Genomic DNA, 22,836 nt, shown 5'->3' on the forward strand with positions numbered 1-22,836 from the left:
GGATTTAGGGGCGCTGATAGCCGTCGAGGTCGGCGAGCACCGAGTCGATATCCGCCAGCGCAGCAGCGAGTTCCTGCAGTCCGTGTTTCCCAAGTCGATCCGGGAGCGCCAGCACGCGCACCGTCTCGACGCCGAGCGGGACGAAGCCGAGGTCGAGCCGTGACGCGGTCGCCCGAAGCCCGAGACCGGCGTCAGCACGGCCGTGTTTCACTTTTCGAGCGGGGCTCTCGTGCGCACGGACGGCCAGGTCGAAGCCGTCGATGGCCTCGACCAGTTCGTGCCGGGTCGTCCCCCGGTCGTCCGCCAGATCCGCGATAGCTTCCGAGAGCGTCGTCCGCAGGCCCGAATCGGTCGTCCGGTTGATCAGGCGCAGATCGCGGTCGACGAGGTCGCCCAGCCCCTCGATACGGTCCGGATTGCCGGCCGGAACGACCAGCCCCCACTCGCGTTGCCAGGTGGCCAGCTCGTCGGCCTCGACGTCCGGAGCCGCCGACCCGCTCGTGACGGCTACGTCGGGGACGCCATCGCGAAGCCGGCGGAGTCCCTGACGCGTCCCGACCGACAGATAGCGGGGGTTCGAGAGCCGGTCCAGTAGCCGGGAGACGGCCGGGTCGTCCTCGCCGACGCCGAAGACGGTGGGCGGTCGGACGTCCGGCGAGAACAGTTTGACAGTGACTGGCTCGCCCGCCGCGAGGTAGTCCGTTTCGGCGTCGACCGTAACGAGTCCATCGGCGTCGGCCAGACTCGTCGTTGCGCCGCTGCCCTTGTCGACCGGATAGACGAGTCGGTCGCCCGTACCGCTCTCGACCAGTCCGACCGGCATGAGCCGGCGTCGACCCTGATCGTGGCGGGCTTCTGTCGCCATCTCGCCGTCGACCGTCGCGGACGCAGGCTCCGGTAGCCCGGCGGCGTCTCTGATCAGCGGGGCCACGAAGACCCGGAACGTCATCATCGCGGAGACGGGGTAGCCGGGCAGGCCGACGTACGCGCCGCCGGCGAGTTCGCCGACCAGCATCGGCTTGCCGGGCTTGATGCCGACGCCGTGGAGCAGCAGTTCGCCGCGGTCCTCGATCACCTGGTAGATGACGTCGACCGCACTGGCGCTGGTCGACCCCGACGAAAGTACGATGTCACACTCCTCGCTGGCCTCGACGAGGATGCGCTCCATCTCGTCGTAGTCGTCGCCGGCGTGGGGGTACAGCACCGGTTCGCCGCCGGCCTCCTCGACAGCCGTCGCGATAGTGTAGCTGTTGACGTCGTAGATCTGTCCGGCATCGCTGTTCAGCGTCTCGCCCGGCCGGACGAGTTCGTCCCCCGTCGAGACGATGCCGACCGTCGGCTGTCCGCGGACCGGCACTTCGTCGACGCCGAGCGCCGAGAGCAGGCCGATCTCACGGGCGGTGAGTCGCATTCCGGGGCCGAGCGCCCGCTCGCCAGCGGCGACGTCCGCACCGGCGAGCATGACGTTGTCGCCCGGCGCGACCGAGGTACGGACCAGCACGTCACGGTCGTCGCCCTGGCCCTCGTCGTCGGTCCGCTCGACCGGGACCATCGCGTCCGCGCCCGGCGGCATCACCGCGCCGGTAGAGATTTCGACCGCTTCGCCATCGTCCACTTCGACTGTGGGGTCCGCGCCCGCGTGGACGGTACCGACGACGGAGAGTCTGGCGGGGTCGGCCTCGTCCGCACCGAACGTGTCCCGAGCGCGCAGCGCGTAGCCGTCCAGATTGGCACGGTCGAACCCCGGCACGTCGAGCGCCGCATCGACGCGCTCGGCGAGCACACGACCGCCGGCGTCGGCCAGCGGGACGTGCTCGGTGTCGGGCGATAGCTCTAGACCGTCGACGACCTCGTGTGCGACGTCGGGATCGGTCAGTTCGCGGAACTGGCGGCGCTCGCTCACGGCGACCACTCCCAGTGCTGGACAGCGACCGTCTCACCCTCTGGAATCCCCTCACGGGGTTCGGGCACCACGACCCAGCCGTCAGCGAGCGCGACGCTGGAGAGGACCCCCGAGCCTTTCGCCCGTGTCGGCTCCGCGACCAGTTCCTCGCCCTCCTGCCCGGTCCGGACCCGGGCGAACGTTCTGGTTCCGGGTTCGCTCGCTATCTTCCGATCCAGTCGAGCCTGTCGGGTCGGATGGGCAGGGGGCGACGTGCCACGGACCCAGTGCATCGCCGGTCGCAGGAACTGGACGGCGTTGACGATACACGCCACCGGATAGCCCGGGAGCATGAGCACCGGCGTCTCCTCGACGACGCCGAGCGCAACGGGGTGGCCGGGCTTGAGGCCGACACCGTGGACCAGCACCTCGCCCAGTTCGTCGACGACCTCGGGGATCAGGTCGCGCTCGCCGACCGACGAGCCACCGGTCGTCACGACGATGTCCTTGGTCAGGTCGCGCTGGACCGCCGCCCGCAGGCTCTCGAAATCGTCGGTGACGACGTTCCGGTACTCCGTGCGGCCGCTCCAGCGCGAGACCAGCCGTGAGACCGTCAGGCCGTTCGTCTCGATTACTTCGCCGGGCTGGGGGTCGTGCTGGACTAGCTCCTCGCCGGTCGGGATCACGCCGACCGTCGGCTCGTCGTAGACGGCGACCTCGTCGACGGCTAGCGACTTCAGCAGCCCCAGATCCGAGGGGCGAAGTCGGTGGCCCGGTTCGTACAGCGCCTGGCCCGCTTCGACGTCCTCGCCGACCGGTGCGACGTTCTCGCTCTCGGCTACGGCGTCGAACACCTCTATCTCGCCGGCGACCTCGTCGACGTCCTCGATCATCACGACGGCATCACAGCTCTCCGGCACTTCGCTCCCCGTGTGGACGCGAACGGCCTCGCCCGGTGCGGGGTCGGCGTCCCGGTCCGCGGTCCGCAGGAGTTCCGGTGATCGGCTGCTCGCGCCGAAGGTGTCCGCCGCGCGCACGGCGTAGCCATCCATCGCCGCCCGACGATAGTGCGGGACGTTTCGCCGTGCGGTTACTGGCTCTGCGAGGAACTTGCCGTCAGCCTGGGTCAGTGGAAGTTCCGTCGAGCCGACCGTCTGGCTCGTTGCTTCGCGCAGTCGTTCTCTGGCCTCGTCGACCGGCGTCCGGTGTTTGAACCCCGACCGTTTCCGATCGGGCTCGGAATCGCTCATACACCAGTGTGGTGTCGCGACGGCAAAAAACCGAGTGCCAGGCTGGTAACGAACCTGCCAGGAGATCGGTCGGCCCGGTCGCCCGGCACAACTGCTCCGGGCGGAGATACCGGGACCACGGCCTTTTTCGCTTCCCGTTACTAAGAGAGAGTTATGTCAGCGCTGCGCGATGCCCTGCGCGATCTGCCCGATGCCGTGTTCGCCGATCTACTGGAGAGCGAGGAGGAGTATCTGCTCGTGATCGATCTGCCAGGCGTGACCGGCGAGACCCTCGACGTGCGAGTCGACGGCGGTCGCCTGATCATCGAGGCCCGCAGAGAGAAGGCCCTGCCGACCGATTTCGAGTATCTCCGCGAGGACCGCTCGCTGTTTCTCGACGCCGAGGTACCCCTGCCGCCGGACGCGACCGGCCAAGATGCCACGGCGACGATAGACCGTGGCGTGCTCGAACTCACCCTCCCCAAAGAGACCGGAGAGGTCGAAACGACGATCGAAGTGCATGACGAGTAGACGGGGGTGGTGAGCCTGGTCAACCTCCGCGCCTACTGGCGCTTTTTCATAGTAGCGAGACAGTTCTTTCCCCTCCTGTTCGCGTACGCCCGCGACCGGAACCGCTTCCTGGTGTTCGGGCGAGGGCGGTCGGTCGACAGCAGCACGCGCCGCCAGCGCGCCGAGCATCTGCTGGACACGCTGTTGACGCTTGGACCGACGTTCATCAAACTCGGACAGCTACTGTCGACACGGCCCGACATCCTGCCCCCGGAGTACATTCAGGTGCTCTCACAGCTACAGGACGAGGTTCCCCCGGCCGACTGGGAGGACGCGAGGACCGTCATCGAGGACGAACTCGGCCCGGTCGACGAGTACTTCGACGGGTTCGACACCGAGTCGATCAGCGGCGCGAGTCTCGGTCAGGTCCACCGCGCCCGGGTTGACGGGCAGGAAGTCGCCGTGAAGATCCGACGCCCCAACGTGAAAGGGCTCGTCGAGGCGGACCTGCGAGTCATCAACTGGTCGCTTCCGATCCTCATGTTCTTCATCGGCGAGGCGCGGTCGTTCTCGCTCCGGAACCTCTCCGACGAGTTCGCGAAGACGATCCGCGAGGAGATGAACTACCAGCGCGAGGCGGCGATGCTGAAAGATATCAAGCAGAACTTTGCCGACGACGAGACGATCCGGATCCCCGCCGTGATCGACTCCCGGTCCGGGCCGAAGGTACTGACGATGGAGTACGTCCCGGGGACGAAGATCAACGATATCGAGGCGCTGGACGACGCGGGAATCGACCGGACCGAGCTAGCGACGACCCTCCAGCGGGCATACCTCAAGATGATCATCGACGATGGCGTCTTCCACGCCGACCCCCACCCCGGCAACCTCGCCGTGCAGGAGGACGGGACCATCGTCTTCTACGACTTCGGTATGAGCGGGCAGGTCGATCCGTTCGTCCAGGAGAAAGTCGTCGACTTCTACATCGCCGTCGCAAACCAGGATATCGACGGTATTCTGGACGTGCTCGTCGAACTGGGAACGCTCTCGCCGGACGCCGACCGGGCAGTGATGGCCGACGCGCTGGAACTGGCTATCGCCGACGCCCGCGGGGAGGACATCGAGACCTATCGCGTCCAGGAGATCGTCGGCCAGATCGAGGACTCGATCTACGAGTTCCCGTTCCGGCTACCCAAGAACCTCGCACTCGTCCTGCGCGTCGCGACCGTCGTCGAAGGGGTCTGCGTGACGCTCGACCCGGATTTCGACTTCATCACGATCGCGACCGATTATCTCTCCGAGGAGGGGTATCGCGAGGAGACGGCACGCCGATACCTCTCCGACGCCGGTGAGGAACTACAGGACACCGCCGAGTCGTTGTTCAGAGTCCCGCCGAAAGTCGAGAGCGCACTCGACCGGATCGAGCGCGAAAACTTCCATCTGCGAGCGGATATCGAGGACTCGGACGACCTTCTGGACCGCCTCGCGAAACGACTCGTGCTGGGAATCCTCGTGGCGACGGGGACCCTCTCGACGGCGCTTTTGTACGCCTTTGCGACCGCAGAGTCCGCGGCTATCGTCGTCGTCCCCACGCTGTTGGTTGGCTTTCTGCTGTACCGCTCGTTCACCAAGCGCCGCGGTATCCGGGCAAGCCCACAGTTTACTCGCCAGAACCTTCGGGAGCGCGAGGAGGAGTGAGACCGAAGACGTATTGAGCCAGGGCGAAAAAACGATGAATAATGTCATCCTCATTTGATCCAGAGACACCGGTCGAGTCGTATCATCCCGGCCACACGCGGTTCGTCCGCGTCGGTGAGCCGATCCACGATTCGGTGTTCGTCATCGACGCCGACGACACCGCACTCGGTGTCGACGTGGAGATCGACCAGGGAGGGCGTGACAATCTCGCGCCGCGCCTTCCGGATCTGTCTGTCGACCCCGAGAACTACGACGACGACGATTTCGAGTGGTCGGTCGTCTCGACGCCCGAGGAGAGCGATGGGGAGGTCCTCTCCTTTGCGACCTCGAAGACGGAGATTATCCGGTACGATGCCGGGGCGGACAACGCCGCCGAGTTCGTGGCCGATGTGCCGGGCGAGTACGTACTCGGACTCGACGCGCCGGATGGCCAGCACGAACTGACGCTGTACGCGTTCCCCGAGGGGACGGGTGCCCCTCGTCCTCGCATCGAACTCGACGGCGAGTACGACGAGACGGGCGAGCGCTTCCGAATCGAATCGAACGCGAACCTCGCGCCGTCGAGCGACGCCGCTCCCGGAGATCTGCGCGTCGAGTTCCTCGCGGACGACCGGGACGCACTCGCGACGGCCGACGTCGAGGTCGCGGATGACGGCCGGTCGGCCACCGTACCGGTCGCAGCGCTCGACGGCGAGACGGCACGCGTTCACGCCGCCGCCTACGACGGGTACGAGACCAGCGTACAGGACTCGGTCGAACTCGATCCCGCAGGCGAGGTCTTCCTGCCGAACCGCTCGCCCGAGTGGATCGACGACGCCGTCATGTATCAGATCTTCCCGCGCTCGTGGGCGGGCGAACGCGGCAAGACGACCTTCCAGACGCTGATCGGCGGCGACGAGGAGACCGGCGCACGCGGCGTCGAGTATCTCGACGAACTGGGCGTCGACGTCCTCTGGGTGACGCCGGTCGTCCCGGCGACGAGCGCGCAGATGGACCTGCCACCGGGCGGCCCCCACGGCTACGGCACCCTCGATTATCTGGGGATCGCCGAGGACCTCGTCCCCGAGAGCTACGACGACCCGGTCGCCGCTTACGCCGATTTCGTCGAGGCGTGTAACGAGCGCGGTATCAAGGTGTTATTCGACCTCGTGATCAACCACGCCGGACGGTGGATCGACCAGTTCGTCGACACCATCGCCGAGGGCGATCAGTCGGTCGAGGCGGGCAACAGCGCTACCGTCAAGGCCTGGAACGAGGAGTCCACATACTTCGACTGGTGGGACCGCGTCAACTCCCCCCGCTACGCCAAAGACGGCTCCCAGATCGAGGCCGCACCGCGTGCGACCGGCTTTGCGGATCTCCAGTGGATGCCCAACATCAACTACGAGAACCTCGCGATGCGCGAGTACATCCTCAGCGTCGCGGACTTCTGGTCCCGCGAGGTCGGCGTCGACGGCTTCCGCTGTGACGTCGCCTACGGCGTTCCCCACAGTTTCTGGAAGGATGTCCGCGAACTGGTTCGGGAGAACAACAGCGAGTTCCTGCTGCTCGACGAGACGCTCCCGACCGATCCCGCGTTTTCGGAGAACGAGTTCGACATGCACTACGACTCCTACGGGTTCACCTTCACCGCCCAGAACGTGCTTGAAGAGGGTGATGGCCTCACCGAGGGCCAAGAGCGCGTCGAGCATCTCTACGACTTCGCCGCCGATCCCAGCAATCCCGAACAACTCGTCGAGGACGTCTTGGCGCGCCAGGACCACGGCGTCCCCGATCACTCGCGAGTGCTCAACGCCGTCGAGAACCACGACGAGCAACGTCTTCTGAACCGCACTGCGGTCGACCTTGCGAATCCGGACCGCGACAGCGTCACCGAGGCTGAGTGGGACGACGCCGCGAAGGGACAGCGTGCTGCCTTCGCTGCCTGCATCGCCCTGCCGGGCGTTCCGATGGTCTACTACGGGCAGGAGCGCCAGATCAGCCGCTACGGCGAGGGACGGGTCTCCGACCCCGACGACCGCCGCGGGCGCGACGACGAGGGGAACGTCAGACCCGAAGAGGACGTCCGGCCGGGCGGCCGCCAGCGTGCGTTCATGAACTGGGAGGAGTACGACGAGGATCATCTCGAGTTCTACAGGGGGATGATCGATCTGTATCACGACCTCGACGTCCTGCACCCGGACGCCGAGCTATCGTCGAAGCCGACCGACGACGAGATAGATGCTGTCCTGTTCACCCGCGACGCAAGCGAGCGAGACGACGTGTCGGGGCCGGAAACGGTACTCGTCGTCGTCAACTTCGAGTCCGAGCCAGTGACGATCGGACTGCCCGAGGGCGTCGAACCGGAGAACCTCGCAGTCGACGACGGCGGGAGCGACGGCGGGACCGTCACAGTCGACACCGTCGGCGTCTTCGCGGTCACCGGAACGCTCGCCGAGAACTGAGCGGCGACGGCGCAATCTACACGCCGGCCCGATTCAGGATCGGCGTTCAGCGAACCGCTGGCTGAGCGCCGTCGACAGATCCGTCAGATACACCCCGCCCCACAACGCCACGAGGAGGCCGCCGATCGTGTTGTAGACGATGTCCCAGAGCGTGTCGTAGACGCCGTACTGCGTGAGTACCGACGGCATACCCAGCGCTCCAGCGCTAACTCCGATAGCGAACTCGAGGAGTTCCCAGACGACGCCGAACGCGAGCACGAACAGCAAGATGATCACCGCGATGAACTTCGGCGGCAGGTAGACCGCGTCGGAGTGCTCGTCGATGGCGCGCACCGTGGCGTAGCCCGCCGCCGCCACGACTGACGCCGAGAGCGCGTGCGTCATGTGATCCCACCACTCCGTCCCCGAGTAGAAGTTCCAGCCAGCGCCGGGGATGCCGACAGTCCCCAGTGCGTGGAGGAAGGCGGCGGTCGTGATCCAGAGCGTGATCCGGGGATCCATCGGGAGGCCGTAATCCCGCTCCAGAAGCCCCGGGATCCGGGTGACCGCCAGCGCGACGCCCGTGTTGACGATGATCCCGATACTCCCCCGTTCGATGCCGATAAACAGCAATCCGACGAGGCTGACCTCCATCAGTCGAGAGAGTTGGCGCTGTCGGTGCTCCGAGCCGAACAGCCGCGAGATGCTATTACTCACGAGTCTCACCCCGTCCCTCAGGAGTGGTCCCCGAACCGGGGTCCCCGGCGTCGTCGACGCGCTTGCTTTCGGCGACGAGTCGGGGCTCCATCGACGTGTACCGGCGGAAGTATAGCGTGAACACGCCGCCCGCGAACAGCCCAGCCAGCGCGGAGTAGATCCACTCGTACATCAGTTCCTCGTTGGTCGAGATGTAGTTAGTGCCGAGGTAGACGTCAAAGCCCCACTGGACCAGCCCCCAGAGCGCGGCGGCGGCCAGCGTCGCCACGACGACGAGCACGATCGCAAAGCCCGGTGAGAGCCGAACGGCCGTAAAGGACTCCAGTTCGACGGCGATCACCAGGGCGATGGCGGCGACCGCGAAGTACGCGGCGAACTGACTGGAGAGCCGTTCTGATCCGAGCGCCAGACCGACCACCGGCAAGGCGGCCATTAGCAGGACTTCCCACGGCAACATGACGTACGGCGAGCGATAGGCGAGCGGCGGGATCACCGCGAGGACGAGGAGCACGAAGGCAAAGAGCGACCAGAGCACGCCAGTGACGACGACGATACCGACGCTGGCGGCTCCCAGCAGAGCGATCAACAGCCACGAAACGACCGCGTTTCGACGGCCGCCGGCGAGCAACTCGTCGAGTCCGGACAGCGACATACCGGTTCTAAGAGGTTCACACATATATTGATGTGTGACCCGCGGCCGACAGTCGAGCGATAACGTCAGACCGCCGCGGCGAGGACGTACACTATCGCGTAGCTCAGGAGTGCCGCAGTGATCCCCGCGAGCGCGGTAAACGCGACGCCAAGCCAGTCGGGCAGCAGTTCGTCGTCGGTGGTCGCGCTCGGGCGCTGGGTGAGTGGCGGCGACCACCGCGAGAACCGTCGTCGAAGCTCGGTCGCTGTCGGAATCGGGCTGGGTCGCACCGAGAGCCCCCCGCAGACGAGCCCTACCGAGAGGATCGAGAACACGAAGTGATAGGACACGTCGAGCGTCGGCGGCGCCATCGCGAGGGCGGCGACCCCGTAGGCGACGCCGACGGATGCACGGCGGTCGACGAAGTTCCACCACGACAGGCCGCCGATCCGGGCAGTCGTCAGCGCCGCGAGCCAGATCACGGACAGTTCGACCGCAAACGCGCCCAGCAGGTGGATCGTCGGATCGGCGTGAAGCAACACCCGGCTATCGAAGACGGCGACGCCGAACGGATAGAACAGTCCCGGTGGGTCCCCAGTCAGCAGGTCGCCCCACGGATGGGACAGCAGTCCCGCCGTGGCGGCCAGAGCAACTGTTCGAGCCGGGAACTCAGTCTTCCAGCGGCTCAGCGTCGCGACGCCAACGCCGGCGACTGCGAACAGCCCCATCACGACCCCGCCCAGCAGGCCACTCACCGCGTAGGCGACGACGATCAGCGCGGTGAGGATGACGACAGCGAGACCGCGACCCACAGCCCGGGTCTGCGGGGTCGCAGTCTTCGTGCCCGCCCAGAGCCCGAACGCGGGTCCCGCAAGGAGGGCGACGACTAGCGAGTGGGTTATCGTCCGGTGGACGTTCCGCGTGGCGTCCCAGAACGTGCTTGGTTCGACCACTGACTCGGCCGTCAGCGACCCGGCGTCGAGCGCGACTGCGGCGTACGCGACGTCGATGTCCGGGACGGCGGCGAACGCACCGGCGACCAGCCCCAGCGTCAGCGCGCGCCGCGCCGGCCAGCCTCGCCAGTCCGCGATCAGCGCGGCGAGGGCGAACGCCAGCAACGCGTGACCGAGAAACACAGTATCGCAGATACGTTTCTAACCATTATAACCTTCTCGCCGCTTCTGTAACATGTTATCTCACACCGCACATCGGGAGTGCGGACGGTTTTTGACCCGCGACCGCGTACGCCTGGACGGCCGATGACGACGCACTCGCTCCGAGGCGGACTCGGCATCCGGCGACGACGAGCCCTATGAGTGCCGAGGCCGACTTTCGATCCATACAGTTGCGGAGAGACGTGAATAAACGTCGGAGAATTGCGTCTGCTACTCGCTGAGAGAGGGCGGTCGCACTCGACGTTCCAAAGTTGCAGTTTGTCGTTTCGACTCTCTCACCTGATTGTCTCCGAACGAGACCACAACCACACGAACGAACTCGTCGAAACGGTCGAGGATCACATCAACTCCGAGAACTGGCGGTACCGACAGACATCATCGAACTCCGGAGAAACGCTCGCTATCCGGGATCCGGAGAGGGTGTCACATTTCCCACAGATGTATTTGCGAGTAGTGATTGGTTCAAGTATACCAATGTCTACGAAAAGTGCGACGGCTACCGATACCGAACAACAGACGTCTGCTCGGGACACCCGACTCCGGCTATGGAACGCCGTCATGGCTGTCCTGCATTTCCTGCAAGGACTGGCGATGGTCCTCCTGGCCGAAGGCGTCCTGTGGCCAGTCACGCGCACCAGATACGGGTTCAACCCCGCAACCGAGTCGATTTTTCCGGAGACAGTCTCCTTCTTCGACGCCAACCTCCCGCTGCTGGTGGCTGGATTCCTCTTCATTTCCGCGTTCGCGCACACTATCATCGCGACTGTCCGGTACGACAAGTACATCGAGTATCTCGACAGGGGGATGAACCCCTACCGCTGGTACGAGTACTCCATGAGCGCCTCGCTGATGATCGTCGTGATCGGCATGCTGGCCGGGGTCTGGGACGTCGGCACGCTCGTGGCGCTGTTCGGACTCGTTGCGGTGATGAATCTCTGCGGACTCCTGATGGAGCAACGCAACCAGTCGACCGACGAAACTGACTGGACGCCCTACTGGGTGGGTGTCATCGCCGGTATCGTGCCCTGGATCGTCATCGCGATTACGTTCATCGGCACAGTAGTGGCCAGCGACGGCGAGTTCCCCGAGTTCGTCATCTACATCTACGTCTCGATTTTCGTCTTTTTCAACCTCTTTGCGCTGAATCAGGCCCTGCAGTATCTGGAGGTCTCACGCTGGAAGAACTACCTCTTCGGCGAGAGGGCGTACATCCTGCTGAGCCTGGTGGCCAAGTCCGCCCTCGCGTGGCAGGTGTACTTCGGCACGCTGAACTCCCCGATCTAGCCGTCGAGAGCGTGGGTCATCGCTCGGACCCATTCAGATGAAACTCTAATAACCACCCAGTAAAAGACGCCTACCTCTAATAATCAGCATAAACTTATACACCAATAATTGACATCGTGTTACATGCCACGACACAACAGACGAACCTTCCTCAAGGTAGGTGGCGCACTGCTGGGTGGTATCGCGGTAGGAACAGAAGTCACAGCGGCGACACGGACTGATCGATTCATCGTCAAGACACGCGGCAAGCGTGGACTACGGGGGTTAGACGTCGTCCACGAGATGCCGGGAGTGAATTTCGCGGTCGTCCGCGGATCCGAACAGGAGGTAAAACGGGCTGTCAAAGACTATGCGCCCGACATCGAGATCGAACTGAACGAACCGGACGTGAACGAGGACGTGCCGACGTTCGACGCCTCGGACTACGAGGGTCAGCCAGGCGATTTCCTCCAATGGGACAAGGCCGATCTGAACGTTCCGGAGGCCCACGAGACGACAGAGGGTGAAGGAACACGCGTCGCGGTCATCGATTCCGGGGTGCTGGAGACGCACCCTGATCTCGCTGGGCCACTAAACGTCGATCTTTCGAGGAACTTCACCGACGACGGTGGCGATCACAACCCAGTCGGCGGCGACGACCACGGAACGCACGTCGCCGGTATCGTCGCGGCCGACAACGCTGAGGGAACCGGCGTCAACGGGACAGCGCCGAAGACCGACCTCGTGGACTGTCGGGTGTTCTCGGGGGAGGGCGCATCTTTCGCGAACATCCTCGCTGCTGTGGTGTATAGCGTAAACGTCGACGCCGACGCCGCGAACCTCTCGCTGGGCGCGTACCCGATCCCGAGACAGGGACTGGGTAGTTTCTACGGGAAGGTCCTCAACAGCGTGATGACTTATGCAAACAAAGAAGGGACGTTACTCGTGTTGTCTGCCGGTAACGCCGGCGCAGACCTGCGAAAGGACAAGAACTTCATCAGCCTCCCGAACGAAGGAGCACAGGGCCTCTCGGTCGCTGCGACAGGTCCGATCGGATACGGCTGGGACGCCGGCGACAGGGAGGCACCCCCAGAGAGTCCGGCGTTTTATACGAACTATGGGACCAACGATATCGTGCTTGGGGCACCAGGCGGGGACGCCGATTTGAGCGCTATCGGGACGGGTGTTCCGTGGTTCTATGACCTCGTGTTCAATACAGTGTTCGCCCCCACTGGTAATCTCGTGTCAGGGACGTTTGGGCCGAAGGCAGAGGATTATCCTGGCGATGTAACCGCCGAGCGAACCGGCGAGGACGGAGGGAACGTCACCGTTCAGGGGACGCCGCCCTACACGACCGACGACGTACCGTGGTACGCTTCTGTCGGGTTCGGCGGTGCGGAGTTCGCGGCAAGCAAAGACACCTTCGAGGGGGACGAAACCGTGACTGTCGATTACGAGACGGGGGTTGACCACGAGCGGCCCGCACCGGACTGGATTTCGATCTACGTGACCGTTCCAGCGGAGAGCGACGACGGCGACCCGACGGATTACGTGGTGATCGACTGGCAAGTGTCCGAGTCCTCGGGTTCGTCGGTCGCCTGGACAGCGAGCGACACGTTCGGCGACGGTCCCGGCGGCGTCTTCGAGGCGAGCAACGTCGTCGAGATTTTCGAGGACCCAGAGATCGACCCATCCTCGCCGAGTGCCAGCGAGAGCGACGTCGTGGGTGAGGCAGAGGTCAATGGCGTCGGCGTCTTCAGCGGCGGCGGTATCGGTCGCGACGACCCGGTCAACATAACCTACACTGGCGTCTCGTTCGAGGACAATGACCTCCTCATCCCACAGGATCCGGGCTACGGCTGGAAGGCCGGCACCTCGATGGCGGCACCGAACGTCGCCGGCGCGGCCGCGCTCGTCAAGAGCGCGAACCCGAACTACAACGCCAATCAGGTCGAAAGCGCACTCAAGCGAGCAGCAGATGTGCCCAACGACTACGATAAAGCGTTCTACGGGAGCGGCTATCTGAACATCCTCGACGCGCTCTAAGCGTCTATTCTCCCCATCCGATCACTGAATCCCGACTGTGCAGTTTCGCGGGTCGACGCCGACCCACACTTTTCGCGGTCGTCGCACAGGAGATGCCGAGCCATATCCGAGTCTACCTCCCCGAGATTCCGTTCGTTTAGGGCCCAAAGGCGGGGGATACCCGACATACGATCCGGGACGTGTCGTCAGATCCGGACCCTGATTCAGTCGTCGACGAGGTATCAGAGCGCTGTACGCGGGGGCTTCTGGCAACCTCTCGTTCTCGCCGCGTCTCCCGATGCATACTCGACCAGGAGTAACAGTTCAGTTGGGCAGGGGTCGGACGTGCCGAACGGGAAACCGTCTACTGACGCATGCTGTCAGCAACTACGGGGTATTCGTGTGCTGTCGGTCATGACTGTCCGGGAGCAGATACTGTCCGAGGTCGGAGAGTGTCTCCAGGCCCTGGGCCTCACCCTCCAGTTGCGGAACGACCCCGACCGGGAACTCGAACCGATCCTCGATCTCCTGGAGGCGATTCCTGTGTCGCCTGGCGTCGCGCTGGCACCGGTCGCACGGGCATTCTTCGTCGTTCTCGAACACGCGGTTCACCACGAGGGAGTCGACTGGGACGGAGGCGTCTTCGAGTTGTGACACGAGGCGCTCGGTTTCGCTGATCGCCATCTGCTCGGGTGTGAGCACGACTCGAAAGCGAGTGTGGGCCGGGTCGCGAAGCAGGTCGCCCACCTCGCTGACGCGCTCGCGAAGCGACGCGATTTCGTCGTCCTCGTCGCGACTGCCCCAGTACGCGGCAGGGCCCATCACCATGCTCCGTGCTGTTCTGGCCGTCTGCCGGACGCGGCGCTGGACCTCGCCAGCCACGCCGAGCGTCTCGTCGAGCACCTCTGGAAGATCGAATAGCCGAAGGGTGTGACCGGTCGGCGCAGTGTCGAAGACGACGGTGTCGTACCCTGCCGAGGTGTAGCGAGCCATGTACTCCAGGGCGGCCACTTCGTCGCCACCCGGGATCAGTCCGGCCTCGAAGAGGCGTTCGAGGTCGTCTTCTCCCAATCGCAATCCTGCGTCTCGGAACTCGTCGGCGAGCGCCCGGACGACTGACTGATACGCTTCCTGTCCGGTCTGTGGGTCGACCTCGGCGGCGAACAGCGAGTCGGTCACCGCCGTCGGTTCACCGCCGAGGTCCTGTTCGAACGCATCGCCGAGGGAGTGTGCCGGGTCCGTCGAGACGACGAGCGTCTTCGAATCGGACTCTCTGGCCGAGAGGGCGAGTGCATGTGCCGTCGCACAGGTGGTCTTTCCGACGCCGCCTTTTCCACCGTACAACACGACAGTAGATGGCCGCTGTCCGCTTCCGTTCGTTCGACGCATCATATAGAAGAACGAGTTACAGCGTTACAAATCCGAGGCCTGTCGAACCCTCTGTGCGGCTATGAACGTTTGGGAACGGTCCGGAAGCGCTGTCCGAGGGGGTGAGATCTGGTCGAGGATCCAGTCGCTGTGGGTCGTGAGACGTGAGTGGCGCGGCATTCGATTTACCAGTTCGTGGGAACAAGGTTACAGTATTTTTGAGAGGACGGTCAAGATTGACACATGAGTGAAACAGGCTCCGACGAAACCGTACCCCCGGACGTCGAAATCGCCCGAAACGCTTCGCGACGACCGATCGAAGAGGTCGCCGGAGACCTGGGTCTCGACGAGACCGATCTCGACCGGCGTGGAGACGGCATCGCGAAACTGTCCTGGGATGCAATTCACCGGGAGCTAGACGCCCCGTCCGATGGGAACCTGGTTCTCGTGACGGCGATGACGCCGACGCGACGCGGGGCGGGAAAAACCGTCACAACCGTTGGGCTGGGACAGGCCCTCTCACAGCGGGGAGAATCGAGCGTCGTCGCCATCAGAGAGCCATCGCAAGGGCCGGTGTTCGGCATCAAGGGCGGTGCAGCGGGTGGCGGCTACAGCCAGGTGCTCCCGATGGAGGAGATCAATCTGCACTTCACCGGCGACATCCACGCCGTCACGGCGGCGCACAACCTCATCGCGGCGATGATCGACGCCGAGCGGACGCACGACAACGACCTGGATATCGAACCGGATAGCGTCGCCTGGAACCGCGCACTCGACGTCAACGACCGGGCGCTTCGAGAGGTCGTCGTCGGCCTTGGGGGAAAAGTGAACGGGCCACCGCGGGAGGACTCGTTTCTCATTACTGCGGCCTCCGAACTGATGGCCGTCCTCTGTCTGGCGACCGATATCGCGGACCTCAAAGAACGAATCGGTCGCATCATCGTGGCCTACGACACCGACGGCGACCCGATTACGGTCAGGGATCTCGACTGCGTGGGTGCCGTAACTGCCCTGCTGAAAGACGCCTTGCGGCCGAACCTCGTCCAGACGATGGAGGGAACGCCGGCGTTCGTTCACGGCGGTCCCTTCGCCAACATCGCAACGGGAACGAACTCGATTCTCGCGGACCAGCTCGGCTTGCGCCTCGGAGAGTATCTCGTCACCGAGGCGGGCTTCGGTGCCGATCTCGGCGCGGAGAAGTTCGTCAATATCGTCTCCCGGGAAGGGGTCGCGCCGGACGTTGCCGTGGTGGTCGCGACCGTCGACGCTCTCGAAAAACACGGCGAGGCGATGGTGGAGCGACAGCAACGCACTCACGACTCCGGCGATGGCGCAGGGCCGCCAGCGGACGATCATCTGGCGACCGTTCGCGCTGGCTGTGCGAACCTCGATCACCACGTCGACAACCTTCGGGCAATGGGTATTCCAGTCGTCGTAGCCGTCAACCGGTTTCCCGACGATACCGACGAGGAGATTCAGGCGGTTCTGGACCACTACGAAGTGCGCGACGTTCCGGCCGCGGTTTCGACGATGCACCGTGACGGCGGAGAGGGTGGCCTCGAGCTAGCAGCGTACGTGCAGCAAGCAGCCACCTCGGGGACCGCGTCGCTGGACCCCTCGTACGACCTGTCGATGGACATCGACGAGAAGATCCGTGCCGTCGCCACGCAGGTGTACGGAGCCGACGATGTCGAGTTCACCCCGCAGGCCCGCGCCGATATCGAGAATCTGACCGATCTCGGGCTGGACGACGTACCGGTCTGTCTCTCGAAGACCCCCGCGTCACTATCCGATGACCCCGACGAGGCGGGCGTTCCGTACGGCTGGGAACTGACGGTCAGGGAGCTGTATCCGTCGGCCGGTGCAGGGTTCGTCGTCGCACTCACCGGTGACGTTCTCACGATGCCCGGCCTCTCCGCCGACCCTGCTGCGGTCGACATCGAGGTCGATGACGACGGCTCTGTTCACGGGCTGTTCTGACCAGTCCGAGAGCATCTCGTAGGAGAGTGCGCTCCTGCACCTCGGCACCGTTCAGCGTCTCATCTTGGACCGTCCTGAGAGTAGCAATCGACGCAGGTCCTTTCGAGAGAGACCGCTCCATCACCGTTACTCTTCGACCGGTGGCCGGCGGACGACGACAAGGGGGACGACAGTACGCTCGGCGAGCCGTTGGGAGGTATCGCCGAAGATACGATCGGTGAGTTTCGGCTCGTCCTCGCCGACGACGAGCAGGTCGTGTTCGTTGGCGGCATCGACGAGCGCTGTCAGCTCGTCGTCCGCTCGCTCGATAGTCGTCGTCACCCGTCCGTTTTCGATGCCTGCATCCTCCATGGCGGAGACAATCGCTGTAAACGCTTGCTCTATGGCGTCCGTGTCTGCCCCCTCCTTTGCGGCATGGTAGACCGTCGCGGTCGCGTCGGTTTCTTCGAGTACTGCCGCGGCTGTCGCGGCGATGTTCGGGACGTTGATTCCGCCGCGAACCGCGACGATGACGCGCTCGATCGATTTTGTTGGGGCCGGAAACAGTACGGCGACCCGGTCGATTTCGGTGGCTACCTGCTCGATAGTCCGTCGGGCGTTATGAGTAAACGACAGCCGGGTCTCGACATCGGAACCGGCGTCGGCGAACAGATCAGCGACCGTATCGAGGGTCTGCCGTGCCTCGTCCTCGAACTGGGCTCGCGCCTGCTCGGAACTCGTCTGGTCGGGGATTTCGACGATACCTACCAGCACGACGGGTAACGGTGCGAGGAACTCCACGAGCGTTTCTGACACGGTCTCCCGCTCCTGGGCCGCGATTTGAACGACGACTGTCGGTGTCGGAGCAGTCATTGGACCTCCCCCTTGAGCGATAGTTCGTCCGTGTACAAAAAGTACCAGCCGAGCGCAATGAGGCCGATTGCAGTTCCGAGTAGCTGTGATAAGGGCTGCATATAGTATACGAGCCCGAAACTCGCCAGCGCGCCGAGAACCGGCACGAACGGATAGCCCGGGCATCTGAACGAGGGTGTGTACCAGTCGGGGCTCTCGTGGCGGAGTTTGAGCAACGAGACGCAGGTCAGCCCGTACAGCAGGAGATGGAGGAACGAGGCTACCTCTGCGAGGACTTCCGTTCGTCCCGAGGCGACGAGCAGTACCGTCGTACTGCCAACGAACGAGAGGGCGAAGTGTGGTGTCCCGTACGTACGGCTCACCCGGGCGGCCTGTGACGGCACGAGTCCGTCGGCACTCAGTGCATAGAGCGCCCGCGACGCACTCAGTATCGAAGCGTTAGCACTCGAGACAGTCGCCAACAACCCGGCAACGAGAATGCTCACCGCACCGATGGGTCCGAGATAGACCCGCGCGACTTCGACGATGGCCGTCTCGCCCATCGCACCGATGGTCTCCGGCACGAACGTACTGCCGGCGATCAACAGCGTGATGACGTAGAGAACACCGACCAGAACCACCGACCCGATCATCGACAGCGGGAGGTTCCGGCGGGGTTCGACGATGTCTTCGGCGACGGTCGCTATCTGAGCGAAGCCGAGATAGGAGGTGAACACCAGCGCGGCCGTCGTCAGGACGGGGGCGTAGCCCTCAGGAGCGAACCCGGTCGCTCGTGTGGTCTCACCGTAGACCCCCAGCAGTTCCAGTCCACTGACCGACAGGAAGACTGCGATAATCGCCAACAGCACGCCGACGATGGAGTTCTGCAACGTCTCGGTGTTTTCGGTTCCGAGAATACTCGTCACCGTAAGCCCCACACCGGCGGCGATGCCGAGCAGGATTGCCACGGTCCCGGAATCGACAGTCGCAGGCATCGACTCGACGATGCCGGCCTCCATCAGTACCGATATCGCATACTCGCCGAACCCGACGAGATAAAACGCCGAGGCGAACACCAGCCCGAACCCGACCCCAATGCCGACAAGCGCGCCCGGAAGCGCGCCGAGACTCCGGGAGATGAAGTAGTATCCACCGCCCGATTTCGGCATCGCCGTCGCCAGTTCCGCAGTCGGCAACGCGACGAGCAGCGCGATGATCGCTCCGATAGCAAAGGAGAGCGACGCCGCGGGACCGGCCCGCCCAGCGGCAATACCCGGAAAGACGAAGATTCCCGCGCCGATCATCGTGCCGACGCCGATCGTCACTGCGCCAGCCAGCCCGACCGTTCTGTCGAGATCCGGCTGGGATGATGCCGACTGTCTGTCACGTCTCACACTAGCAACTAGATCGTCGTCGGTTTAATTCGACGTGGCTCCGTGTGAACCCGTTATATCTCGACTGCATCGATGGGAACGGCCATCCGCTGTCGGTCCGGTTCGAAGCCGAGTTTCTCGTAGTATGCCATCGCTCGGTCGTTGTCCGCTTCCACTCCCAGCGAGAGTTCGACACAGCCCTCCTCCCGTGCGTACTGGATCGCCCGCGCTATCAGACGGTCGGCGAATCCCGACCCCCTGTAAGCGGGGCCGACGTACAGGTTTCCGATGAACAGCCGTTTCGCCGGGTCGAGGAACTCGTCGGTCGGTTCGAGTCCAGCATTCAGCCAGCCAGCAAAGACGGCATCGATCCGGTCGAGGCCGACCGTAGAATCGTTCACGTCGTCGAGAGCGATCCAGGCCCGCCGATCCGGGACATCGTACTCTTCGAGCAGGTCCTCGACGACGGCCTCCCGGTCCAGATCCGAACTGAGGTGTTGCTCACCGACGGCAGCGCCCAACTCCTGCCAGAACGGGACCCAGCACTCGTCGAAGAACCGCTGGATAGCCGCGTTCTCGACTCGAAGCCGGCGGAGACGAACGGACGAATGATCGCCAGTCGTCGAGTAACCGTCGCCGGCCTCTAGCGTGACCGCAGACAGCGGGACGCGCATTCGATAGCCCTGAGCCTCGAAGCCGAGACGTTCGTAGTAGCCGATGGCGCGCTCGTTCTCGATTGCGACATCGAGCGTCAACTCCTTACAGCCGTCTTCGCGCGCCTGCTGGATCGCACGTGCGATCAGGTCGTCAGCGAGTCCCGATCCACGATATGACTCGCGAACCCAGATGTCGGCCACCTGGAGCCTGTCAGGCCAGTCGAATTCGTCGGGAGACGGTGCGAGACTCGTTTTCACGAACCCGGCAAAGGTCGCATCGACCGTCGAAAGTGGCGCCGGTCGGTCGATGCCGTCCTCGAGTGCGACCCACAGCCGATCCGACGGTGCATCGAGCAGGTCGAGGTGGTGCTGTACTACCGCCTCGATATCGACGTCCTCGATCAGGGTGTGGGCGGCGACAGCATCGCTCAATCCCTCGTGATAGGGCAACCAGCACTCCTCGATAAAACGGCGTAGATCTGCCTCTTCGGTAGGGACACGGCGGATCTGCATATGTGGATATCAGATCGATCGATCAAGAGCGTTGGGATGACGGGCCGATCGACCGCTAGAGCGGGGCTGTCTCGCTGCTGGCGGTCTCGAACAGGTCCAGGAACTCCTCGTCGTACTGCTCGTCGACGTGTTGCACGTTCCAGAGCCCCGATGCTCGGATCTCCGGACTGGTGCTGTATCGACCGAGCCAGCAATCCGCTCGCGGGTCGGTCGAGCGCTCCTCGAAGTCGCTGAGGAGGGCGATGGCGTTCCGTTCGAGGTATGCCCGGTCACTATCGGCACTCGGTTCGTCGTCGAGAGCAACCCAGAGAAACGGCTGGTCTCGGATGTACGCACTGACGCGCCGTTCGAGGATGTACTCCGCGTCCCGGACCGCCGACCGATCACGCTCGATGCTCGACCAGCGTTCGTCCCAGTCGGGGTAGTCGGCGTGGAGGTCGTGTTTCTCGATGATCGCTTCGCCGACACGTTTTCGATAGACAGAGCCGCGATGGTTCCCCCCGTGTGGGTGCTCGGAACTCCCGCTTCCCGTTCCGTAGTGCTGTTTGAGCCTGTCCCAGAGCGTCGTACTGCTCCCTTCGGACACCGCATGTGTGCCGATACGGGCGACTCGGAACTGATCGGTCGATTCGTAGGTCTCGCCCGGTTCGAGGAAGAAGTAGACACCGCGGTCGGGCCAGTTCATGTAGCCGGTGCAGTGTTTGAGCTTTTGTGGGCCACCGACTCCGTGCTCGAGGTCGCCGAGTAACGTATAGAAGCGGTCGCGGTCGTCCTGGCGAGTCATTCCTACACCTCTCTTCTCGGTGACACACAAAGAGCTTCATCACTCACTGCGAGGGGTCGTGTAGAACGACATCGAGACCTGGAACGAGGGCGCGAAGACCCTCTTCGGCTACGATGCCGAGACCGCTGTCGGGATGTCGATGGCACGATTCCATCCGGAGTCCGACCGTGCGTCTGGACTTTCGGATCGGTTACTCCAGCAGGCCCGCATCGCCGGCGAGAGCGCCCACGAGGGCTGGCGCGTTCGCGCCGATGGCTCGGAGTTCTACGCCGACATCCGCTATGCGTTACTGGAGACCGAGGCTGGGGCGTCCCGGGGCTATGCGATGATCGTTCGAGACATGACGGACCGCCGCCGACAGCGCCGTCGGACAGAACAGTTCGTCGAGGAGTCCGACGACGTGGTGTCGATTCTCGGCCCGGACGGGGATCTGACGTACGTCAGCGGTTCCGCTGACCGCGTGCTCGGCCACGACCCGGACGACCTCGTCGGCGAGAACCTCTTCGACTACCTGCACCCCAGTGGGCGCGAAGAGGCCATGGAACACTTCTTCAGCGCCCTCGAGGGCGAGGTGGACAGCGCGGAGGCAGAGTGTCGGTTCCGCTCGGGCGATGGGGACTGGCTGAACGTCGAAGGCCAGTGTCGAGACATGACGGACGACGACGCTATCGACGGCGTATTGCTGTATCTCCGTGACGTGACCGACAGCAAGGAACAGGCCCGACAGTTCGAGGGGATATTCAATCAGACGTTCCAGTTCACCGGCCTGCTCGACCCCGACGGGACGGTTATCGAGGCCAACGAGTCCGCACTCGAGTTCGGCGGGTTCGACCGCGAGGCAGTCGTCGGTGAGCGGTTTTACGAAGCCCCATGGTGGACGCACTCCGAGGAGACGAGCGACGACATCCGGGACGCAGTAGAACGCGCTGCTGACGGGGAGTTCGTGCGCTACGAGACCGGCGCCAAGGGTGTCGACGGTCTTGCAACACTCGACTTCTCGGCGAAGCCGATAACTGACGAGGACGGCGAGGTCTCACTCGTCATCGTCGAGGGGCGCGACATTACGCAACAACGCCAACAGCGCCAGCATCTAGAGGTGATGCAACGAGTGATGCGTCACAATATGCGCAACGACCTGACGAAGGTCGAGGGCTACACGCAACTGCTCGCCGAGGAGACGGATCCGGATACGAAGGCGGAGTATCTCGAAATCCTCGAATCCGTGCTCGACCGCTGGAAGCAGATGAGCGCCAGTATGACCAAGATCCGACGGGTGTTTCGGAACCAGGAGGGGGAGCGGTCGCGGGAAGACGCCGCGACGCTCGTCGACGACGCTGTCGCGGCGGCCAGCGACGCCCTCCTGGACGTGACAGTCGAGAGCGACACCGCTGTCGAGGCAGTAGATATCCCGGCAGACATCGCAGAAGCCCTCCGGGAACTGATCGAAAACGCCAGCGAAGCCGTGGCGCGGCCGGATGGCCGGGTCGAGGTATACCTATCCCGCCCGGAGGAAAACTGGGTCAGTATCGACGTTGTCGACGACGGCCCCGGCCTCCCGGAGATGGAAGCCGAAGTGCTCGAAACCGGTGAGGAGACCTCGTTGAACCACGGCGGAAGTCTCGGACTATGGATGGTCCGAACGCTCGTCAAACAGGCGGGCGGCGACATCTCCGTCGGCGCCACACCGGACGGAACGAGCGTCACGCTCCGCATACCCACGAAAGAGCCGTAGCAGGTCGATACCACGGGTTTCGACGGGACGGATTCAGGGTTCGATT

General features: G+C 64.0%; 17 protein-coding genes. 7 read left to right on the plus strand and 10 right to left on the minus strand.

What is annotated here, in order from left to right:
- Nucleotides 1-4: 4 nt before the first annotated feature.
- Nucleotides 5-1,903, minus strand: a complete 1,899-nt coding sequence (locus tag ACFQL3_RS13045; RefSeq protein WP_377054975.1) for a molybdopterin biosynthesis protein — start codon at nucleotides 1,901-1,903, stop codon at nucleotides 5-7.
- Nucleotides 1,900-3,132 carry a gephyrin-like molybdotransferase Glp gene (gene glp, locus ACFQL3_RS13050; protein WP_377054977.1) on the minus strand — a complete coding sequence of 411 codons (1,233 nt, stop codon included), beginning with the start codon at nucleotides 3,130-3,132 and terminating at the stop codon, nucleotides 1,900-1,902. Before glp ends, ACFQL3_RS13045 begins: the two co-directional genes overlap by 4 nt.
- 153 nt (nucleotides 3,133-3,285) lie before the next feature.
- Between glp and ACFQL3_RS13055 the strand changes: the two genes are divergently transcribed.
- From ACFQL3_RS13055 to ACFQL3_RS13065, 3 genes are read left to right on the plus strand one after another with little or no spacing between them, the layout of a single operon-like run.
- Nucleotides 3,286-3,642 carry an Hsp20/alpha crystallin family protein gene (locus ACFQL3_RS13055; protein ID WP_377054979.1) on the plus strand — a complete coding sequence of 119 codons (357 nt, stop codon included), beginning with the start codon at nucleotides 3,286-3,288 and terminating at the stop codon, nucleotides 3,640-3,642.
- Between the two features lie 6 nt (nucleotides 3,643-3,648).
- The gene (locus ACFQL3_RS13060) at nucleotides 3,649-5,319 is read left to right on the plus strand and encodes an ABC1 kinase family protein (protein ID WP_377054981.1); all 1,671 of its coding nucleotides are present in this window, start codon (nucleotides 3,649-3,651) and stop codon (nucleotides 5,317-5,319) included.
- A gap of 41 nt (nucleotides 5,320-5,360) precedes the next feature.
- A complete protein-coding gene (locus tag ACFQL3_RS13065) occupies nucleotides 5,361-7,763 on the plus strand; it encodes an alpha-amylase family glycosyl hydrolase (protein ID WP_377054983.1) in 2,403 nt (800 codons plus the stop codon).
- A gap of 33 nt (nucleotides 7,764-7,796) precedes the next feature.
- On the opposite strand, the gene ACFQL3_RS13070 is transcribed toward ACFQL3_RS13065, so the two are convergent.
- From ACFQL3_RS13070 to ACFQL3_RS13080, 3 genes are all read right to left on the minus strand, one after another.
- Entirely contained in the window at nucleotides 7,797-8,396 is a 600-nt protein-coding gene (locus tag ACFQL3_RS13070; RefSeq protein WP_377057100.1) for a hypothetical protein, read from the minus strand.
- Between the two features lie 55 nt (nucleotides 8,397-8,451).
- Nucleotides 8,452-9,111, minus strand: a complete 660-nt coding sequence (locus ACFQL3_RS13075; RefSeq protein WP_377054985.1) for a hypothetical protein — start codon at nucleotides 9,109-9,111, stop codon at nucleotides 8,452-8,454.
- A gap of 65 nt (nucleotides 9,112-9,176) precedes the next feature.
- Nucleotides 9,177-10,226: a metal-dependent hydrolase gene (locus tag ACFQL3_RS13080; RefSeq protein ID WP_377054987.1), complete on the minus strand. Its 1,050-nt coding sequence runs from the start codon at nucleotides 10,224-10,226 to the stop codon at nucleotides 9,177-9,179.
- 513 nt (nucleotides 10,227-10,739) lie between these two features.
- On the opposite strand from ACFQL3_RS13080, the gene heR reads away from it, so the two are divergent.
- Nucleotides 10,740-11,549, plus strand: a complete 810-nt coding sequence (gene heR, locus ACFQL3_RS13085; protein ID WP_377054989.1) for a heliorhodopsin HeR — start codon at nucleotides 10,740-10,742, stop codon at nucleotides 11,547-11,549.
- Between the two features lie 123 nt (nucleotides 11,550-11,672).
- Nucleotides 11,673-13,574: a S8 family peptidase gene (locus ACFQL3_RS13090; RefSeq protein ID WP_377054991.1), complete on the plus strand. Its 1,902-nt coding sequence runs from the start codon at nucleotides 11,673-11,675 to the stop codon at nucleotides 13,572-13,574.
- Between the two features lie 366 nt (nucleotides 13,575-13,940).
- On the opposite strand, the gene ACFQL3_RS13095 is transcribed toward ACFQL3_RS13090, so the two are convergent.
- Complete coding sequence (locus tag ACFQL3_RS13095) at nucleotides 13,941-14,942, minus strand: ArsA family ATPase (protein WP_377057102.1); 1,002 nt, start codon at nucleotides 14,940-14,942, stop codon at nucleotides 13,941-13,943.
- A 222-nt stretch (nucleotides 14,943-15,164) separates the two neighbouring features.
- Here ACFQL3_RS13095 and ACFQL3_RS13100 point away from each other — a divergent pair, with 222 nt between their 5' ends.
- On the plus strand, nucleotides 15,165-16,901 hold the full coding sequence (locus tag ACFQL3_RS13100) for a formate--tetrahydrofolate ligase (RefSeq protein WP_377054993.1): 1,737 nt from the start codon (nucleotides 15,165-15,167) through the stop codon (nucleotides 16,899-16,901).
- Nucleotides 16,902-17,027: 126 nt separating this feature from the next.
- On the opposite strand, the gene ACFQL3_RS13105 is transcribed toward ACFQL3_RS13100, so the two are convergent.
- Genes ACFQL3_RS13105 through ACFQL3_RS13120 form a run of 4 tightly spaced genes read right to left on the minus strand, consistent with a single transcriptional unit; the run spans nucleotide 17,028 to nucleotide 21,058 of the window.
- Nucleotides 17,028-17,753, minus strand: coding sequence for a universal stress protein (locus ACFQL3_RS13105; protein ID WP_377054995.1), 726 nt, complete (start codon nucleotides 17,751-17,753; stop codon nucleotides 17,028-17,030).
- Nucleotides 17,750-19,126 carry an APC family permease gene (locus ACFQL3_RS13110; protein WP_377054997.1) on the minus strand — a complete coding sequence of 459 codons (1,377 nt, stop codon included), beginning with the start codon at nucleotides 19,124-19,126 and terminating at the stop codon, nucleotides 17,750-17,752. Before ACFQL3_RS13110 ends, ACFQL3_RS13105 begins: the two co-directional genes overlap by 4 nt.
- A gap of 53 nt (nucleotides 19,127-19,179) precedes the next feature.
- Entirely contained in the window at nucleotides 19,180-20,274 is a 1,095-nt protein-coding gene (locus ACFQL3_RS13115; RefSeq protein ID WP_377054999.1) for a GNAT family N-acetyltransferase, read from the minus strand.
- 55 nt (nucleotides 20,275-20,329) lie between these two features.
- Nucleotides 20,330-21,058 carry a hypothetical protein gene (locus ACFQL3_RS13120; protein ID WP_377055001.1) on the minus strand — a complete coding sequence of 243 codons (729 nt, stop codon included), beginning with the start codon at nucleotides 21,056-21,058 and terminating at the stop codon, nucleotides 20,330-20,332.
- Nucleotides 21,059-21,128: 70 nt separating this feature from the next.
- Between ACFQL3_RS13120 and ACFQL3_RS13125 the strand changes: the two genes are divergently transcribed.
- Nucleotides 21,129-22,790, plus strand: a complete 1,662-nt coding sequence (locus tag ACFQL3_RS13125) for a PAS domain S-box protein (protein WP_377057104.1) — start codon at nucleotides 21,129-21,131, stop codon at nucleotides 22,788-22,790.
- The last annotated feature ends 46 nt before the right edge of the window (nucleotides 22,791-22,836 follow it).

It is taken from the genome of Natronoarchaeum sp. GCM10025321 (assembly GCF_042663585.1).
In the GTDB taxonomy this organism is placed as follows: Archaea; Halobacteriota; Halobacteria; order Halobacteriales; family Natronoarchaeaceae; genus Natranaeroarchaeum.